This window comes from uncultured Aquabacterium sp. (assembly GCF_913773725.1).
Taxonomy (GTDB): domain Bacteria; phylum Pseudomonadota; class Gammaproteobacteria; order Burkholderiales; family Burkholderiaceae_C; genus Aquabacterium.
Window position 1 is genome coordinate 1 of sequence record NZ_CAJYGK010000037.1, and the last position, 5,444, is coordinate 5,444.

Here is a 5,444-nt window from a genome sequence, read left to right on the forward strand (position 1 = left end):
ATGCACCATCGCCGCGCTGGTCGGTTCCGCCAAGGACCCCAGCTACCGCTACTTCGACGTCAAGGTCTCGGGTGCCGAGGCCAAGAAACTGGTCGAGCGCCACATCGGCGTTGATGATCCCAAGCAGCGGCCGCTGGTGCGCTTCCGCCTCGGCGACCTCTGGGGCGATGCGTACATCCGCGACAAGGGTGAGCACAAGGGCCAGGCCGCCGCGTCTATGAAGGCGCGACTGCTGAAGGCCGAGCCGCTTGACCGGGCCGAACTGGCTTCGATCAAGCAGCACGAGCTGATCACCCGCGGCATCGGCTACCTCAGCCGTCCGAAGGACGTCTCCCCCAAGGATGGCGATCCGTTCCTGTCGTGCTGCGTCGCGGCGCTGGCCGGACCTGTCGGTGAACCGGAATATCGGTACTTCGACACCATCGTCGCCACCCCTGAAGCCGAGCACCTGGTTCGCCGGTGCGTGCAGGCCATCGAAGGGGACCGCAAGGTGCTGATCGCCTTCCGTCTGAACGACATGAAGATCGATCCGTACATCCGCACCAAGGGCGAGCGCGCCGGGGAACCGGGAGCGAGCCTGGAATCGACGTTGGTCCACATCGGTCTCATCAAGATCGACGGCACCCAGGTCTATCCGACGAGCCAGGCGCAAGCCGAGGACGCACCCGCGCCCGAAGCCGAGGTTGCCGCCGACACCGCTGCCGACCAGCCTGTCGAGCCCGCCGAGCGCGAGCCCGCAGGTGAAGTCGAGGAGCAGGAGCCGGCATTGGCTGCTTCGTTCTGAACCGGCATGGCCCCTCACGGGGCCTTGTCGCTTCTCATCCCTCGCAACCGCTGCGCCCCTTGGCGCCCAGCGCGTCTGCGCTCTTCATCCCCCGAGTTCCGCGTGGTTTCAGGACCGCGCGGTTGTCGCATTTCTCCAAGGAGAACAACCATGTCTCTGGCATCCCGTTTTGCCCCGCAGTCCCCGATTCTGCGTTCCGATCGCCCGCTCTCGGATGACCGCATCCGTGCTGTTGCTCCATCGATCTTTGCCGACGCTCCGCATGGGAGCCGGTCCGATCGGTATGCCTACATACCGACCGCGACCGTGCTGACCAAGCTGCGCCAGGAGGGGTTCGAGCCCTTCATGGTGTGCCAGACGCGCGTGCGTAACGAAGACCGGCGCGAATACACCAAGCATCTCATCCGACTTCGCCATGCCAGCCAGATCAATGGCGACGAGGCAAACGAGATCATCTTGCTCAACAGCCACGACGGCACGAGCAGCTACCAGATGCTGGCCGGCATGTTCCGGTTCGTCTGCCACAACGGCCTGGTCTGCGGTGACACCACCGCCGACATCCGCGTGCCCCACAAGGGCGACGTGGCAAGCCAGGTGATCGAAGGTGCTTACGAAGTCCTCGAAGGCTTCGAGCGCGTGCAGAACTCGCGCGATGCGATGCGCACCATCACCCTCGATGAGGGCGAAGCGGAAATATTTGCGCATTCCGCCCTCGCACTCAAGTACGACGACCCGGCCAAGTCCACGCCTGTCACGGAAAGCCAACTGCTGGCCCCGCGACGCTGGGACGACTGCAAGGGCGACCTGTGGGCCGTCTTCAACCGCGTCCAGGAGAACCTCGTCAAAGGGGGGCTGAGTGGACGCTCGGCCAACGGCCGCCATCAACGCACCCGTCCGGTGCAAGGAATCGACCAGAACCTGCGCCTGAACCGGGCGCTGTGGCTCCTGGCTGAAGGCATGCGCCAGCTCAAGGCGTGATGCCAGGTGGACCTCGCTCATTTCGGGCGAGGCCCATTCCCTTTCATCCACCGGGTGCCGTCGGCGTCCCGTCATTCATCATCAGGAGAACCATCATGGCAACCACATCGGCACCCGAGAGATCGGTATCGCCCATCGTCGTTCCGGGCCAACTCACGCTGCGCACCATCCGCGGCAAGAACGGCCCGTTCACGGTCGGTCGCCTCGCGACGCACCTCGGTGTGTTCGAGGTCAAGGACCCCGAGCTGGAGCAATACCCCGAAGGCAAGTACGACGGGGAGTTCATCATCCGCTACATCTTTCCGAGGTCCTATCCGGTTGGTGGCGGCATGCGGTTCGAGATCCGCGCCAGCCTCGACGGAATGACGCTCAACGGCATCGACAAACTGAGCCGTGACGAAGCACGCAGCTTCGCCACCCAGGATGTCGACCCGCTCGATGAAGAGCTGGGTACGCAGCCTGCGACAACGCCGGCCAAGCCCGCGAAGGCATCCAGACCTGCCAAACCCGCACCCGTGCAGGCATCGGCGGACCCGCTGGTCGATACCACGCCTTTTGGTGTGGATGCGCCGCCGCCCGCTGCGGCTGCTGCCGCTGGCAGCACCGAAGATGGCGACGCCGCACTGTTCGGGCTGCTCTGGCCGCTGGGTGAGTCCGTGAAACTGGATTCGACCATCGACCGCCGCACCTTGCGCGCGCAGATCGCCCGCCTGGGTGAACTGGGCTACGCACTGGACTTCAAGACGCAGGAGTGGAGCCGCCAAGCCGAACTGCAACCTGCGTGATCGCAGACGCCGCATCCACGGTGTTCTTCATCCACCCGCCGGGGTTCCTTCCCCATGCGGGGGAGGCTCCGGCTTTCTTGTGGAGGTCTCTATCATGTCCACCATCGCTTGCGATGCACCCCAGTCCACGCTGGACGAACCCGCGTGGCGCGCTGTCTGCAAGACGGCCGCCGAGCACGCCCAGCGTGGTTGCGGCCTGTCCTGGGATCACTGGGTCACGCTTTTCAGTTCGGAGATCGACGCGCAAGCCACTCGGTTGCCGGAAAGCCAGCGCGCTCATGCCTTGGAAATCGCAGCCCAGGATTGGGACTACGCAACACCTGCCGAACGGCAGGAAACCCAGGACTGGTTGGCCGACAACGGCTGCTGCTCGCACGGGATCACGCTGGGCTGCTGCCCAGCCGGTTGCGGTTCCTAGTCTGCACTGAGTTCCATCGCCGCTCACGCGGCATTCCATCACCCGCTGGGGGTTCTTCCCCAGGGGAGGCCTCCGGCTCCACTTTTCAGGAGGCCTCTCATGGGCTGGTATTTCTCCCCCAAATCGCGGTCTGAACTGATCGCGGAACTGATCGCACCGCAAGAGACCGAGCGCGCCAGCGTCAAGGTCATTGCCCACGCGCTGCGCGGCAACGTCCTCTGGTCCGTCGCGGAAGTGACGGCCAAGGCCGAAGGCGTGCATCGTCATCTCGCGCCGGGCCAATCCCTGCGCTGCATCCGTTGCGATCTGCTTGAACGCAGCGGCAACCAGTGGGGCTACAAGCCACTGGACGAGTCCATGCACCCGTACTACTACACGTGCCCGCAGTCCTATCTGGACCTCGCACCGGAGCAGTCCGCCGACTGGCGTGCAGGCGTTCGCGCCTACCACGCGCGGCGGCGCACACCCAAGGCATCTGCGGCACCCACCGCAGCGCTGATGGCCTGAGCCAGGAGGAACCGACATGGACCCGATCCTGGCTGCGCTCCCTCCCTCGCTGTTGAAGCTCCTTGAAGGGAGTTTGTCCAACGACGAAGTTTCTTCCGACGAGGAAATGCTGGAGTACTTCATCAGCAACGGCCTCACCGAGGAACAGGCACGGCAGGCACTGACCTACCGCGACCAGTACCTCAACAACATCTACCTGGAGGGCTTCACGCCAATCACTTCGGTAGATGAGGCGCTGCACTTCAACCCGCACACCCGGCAGTTCGAGCCGGACTGAGCGGCTTTCTTCCACCCCCTGGGGCAGTACTTGCCCCAGCGGGCGGTGCTGTTCCCGTTGATCCGAGGACACCACCATGCCCGCAAACACTTCTTCCACCACGCTGTATCGCATCGACGAATGCTCCGACGTGATGACCGACGCTTGCGTCGGCGATGACCAGGGCAATCTGATCTTCCTGTCGATCTGGGCGCGCGACACCGCCGTCCAGCAGTTCCTCGCTCGTCTGACCCTAGGGCGCGACGAACAGGGGCTGGACCAGTTCCACGTCATCACCGGCCAGGGCGGCAGCGTCCCGGTGTTCATCGGCAACGTCGATCGCCTGGAAAAGCGCATCACGCGCGCTTACCGGCGGACGCTGTTCGGTTCGCTGTCCAACGTGTGGCTGTTCGACCGGCGCTGCGTCAAGCCCGACAAGGCCAACGCCAGCGCACTGGCATTGCTGCCGCGCGACAGCGCCCACCGGCTGGATCGCCTGTGGATGCTGGTGCGCGACACCTGCCCACTGCCGCTGCTCGACCACTGGCGCGAGACCGTGCTGGAACTGCTGCAAAGCCGCGAGATGCTGGCCCGCCTTCCGTTCGCCCTCGGGCCGCTGGAAGGCCATCGGCTCGCCATCGACGTGCCTGCGCTGACCCTGGCGCTGGGCTCCCTGATCCGCAGTGACGTGCTCACCGCCTATCCCTATCCGGCCAAGATTTGGACGCCGGAAGCGGTAGCGGCTTGACCCACCCGCGAGAGCACGCCAAGGCGTGCTTTCGCCCTTCATCCCCGCCCACCAGGAGACTTCCATGGCCCTCATGTTCCCGCGGCTCGCCCGCAATTTTGTGAAGAACGGGTACTTCCCCACGGATGAGCCCACGCTCGAAAGAGCCCTCAACGCACTGATGCCCAGCGATGGCCCGATATGCATCCTCGATCCCTGCGCCGGCGAAGGCGTGGCGATCGCCGAAGCCGCTCATGCCCTCGGGCGCGAGCAGGCCAAGGCTTTCGCCGTCGAGTTCGACGCGGAGCGGGCACGCCATGCCCGCGGCCTGGTCGATCACTGCCTGCACGCGGACCTGATGGACACGATGATCTCCAAGCAGTCCTTCGGGCTGCTCTGGCTCAACCCGCCGTATGGCGATCTGTCCAAGGACGTGAACGGCAACATCGGCTACCAGGGCCAGGGCCGTGCCCGCCTCGAAAAGCTGTTCTACCAACGCACCCTGTCGCTGTTGCAGTACGGCGGCGTGCTGGTCTTCATCGTCCCTGGCTACGTGCTCGACGCGGAGCTAGTCGGCTGGCTGACACGCCACTACACGGACCTGCGGATCTACCGAGCGGTGGAGACGCAGTTCAAGCAGGTGGTGATCTTCGGTCGCCGGGTGCGCCAGCGCGAGCAGGTGCCCGATGGCATCAAGGCTGTGCGCAATCTGCTGCTGCAGGTGGGGCAAGGCGAAGTCGAAGCCGAGGAATTGCCGAGCGAATGGCCGTTCCTGCCGTACATCGTCCCCGCCAGTCCGGCCGAGCCGGAGAGCTTTTTCCGCGTGACGATGGAGCCGGAGCAGTTCGCCGATGAGGTGAGCAGGCTCCAGGGCCTCTGGCCGTCGCTGGATACGCACCTGGGGGCCGCGCAGCAGTCGCTGCGTCCGCCGGCGCGGGCCTTGTCCCACTGGCATCTCGCCCTGGCGCTGGCCGCGGGCGCGATCTCGG

Annotated in this window: 8 protein-coding genes; all 8 read left to right on the forward strand. The window is 65.1% G+C overall.

Features of this window, described 5'->3' with window-relative positions:
• Positions 1-784, forward strand: a 784-nt coding sequence (locus QZ709_RS04480; RefSeq protein ID WP_294636127.1) for a DUF3577 domain-containing protein, incomplete at its 5' end; no start/stop codon positions are given.
• Between the two features lie 150 nt (positions 785-934).
• Complete coding sequence (locus QZ709_RS04485; protein WP_261659727.1) at positions 935-1,762, forward strand: DUF932 domain-containing protein; 828 nt, start codon at positions 935-937, stop codon at positions 1,760-1,762.
• Between the two features lie 95 nt (positions 1,763-1,857).
• A complete protein-coding gene (locus QZ709_RS04490) occupies positions 1,858-2,547 on the forward strand; it encodes a DUF3275 family protein (protein WP_261659726.1) in 690 nt (229 codons plus the stop codon).
• Positions 2,548-2,641: 94 nt separating this feature from the next.
• On the forward strand, positions 2,642-2,965 hold the full coding sequence (locus QZ709_RS04495; protein WP_261659725.1) for a hypothetical protein: 324 nt from the start codon (positions 2,642-2,644) through the stop codon (positions 2,963-2,965).
• A 99-nt stretch (positions 2,966-3,064) separates the two neighbouring features.
• Entirely contained in the window at positions 3,065-3,472 is a 408-nt protein-coding gene (locus QZ709_RS04500) for a hypothetical protein (RefSeq protein WP_261659724.1), read from the forward strand.
• A 16-nt stretch (positions 3,473-3,488) separates the two neighbouring features.
• Complete coding sequence (locus QZ709_RS04505) at positions 3,489-3,749, forward strand: hypothetical protein (RefSeq protein ID WP_261659723.1); 261 nt, start codon at positions 3,489-3,491, stop codon at positions 3,747-3,749.
• A gap of 76 nt (positions 3,750-3,825) precedes the next feature.
• Positions 3,826-4,476 (forward strand): hypothetical protein, encoded by a 651-nt coding sequence (locus tag QZ709_RS04510; RefSeq protein ID WP_294636128.1) that lies wholly within the window; start codon positions 3,826-3,828, stop codon positions 4,474-4,476.
• A gap of 64 nt (positions 4,477-4,540) precedes the next feature.
• On the forward strand, positions 4,541-5,444 hold a 904-nt coding region (locus tag QZ709_RS04515), incomplete at its 3' end, for a DUF6094 domain-containing protein (RefSeq protein ID WP_294636129.1).

Bases quoted from the DNA above. Each gene is read 5' to 3' on its own strand.
- QZ709_RS04505 (WP_261659723.1), top strand. From the start codon at position 3,489: ATGGACCCGATCCTGGCTGCGCTCCCTCCCTCGCTGTTGAAGCTCCTT.
- QZ709_RS04495 (WP_261659725.1), top strand. From the start codon at position 2,642: ATGTCCACCATCGCTTGCGATGCACCCCAGTCCACGCTGGACGAACCC.
- QZ709_RS04510 (WP_294636128.1), top strand. From the start codon at position 3,826: ATGCCCGCAAACACTTCTTCCACCACGCTGTATCGCATCGACGAATGC.
- QZ709_RS04485 (WP_261659727.1), top strand. From the start codon at position 935: ATGTCTCTGGCATCCCGTTTTGCCCCGCAGTCCCCGATTCTGCGTTCC.
- QZ709_RS04490 (WP_261659726.1), top strand. From the start codon at position 1,858: ATGGCAACCACATCGGCACCCGAGAGATCGGTATCGCCCATCGTCGTT.
- QZ709_RS04500 (WP_261659724.1), top strand. From the start codon at position 3,065: ATGGGCTGGTATTTCTCCCCCAAATCGCGGTCTGAACTGATCGCGGAA.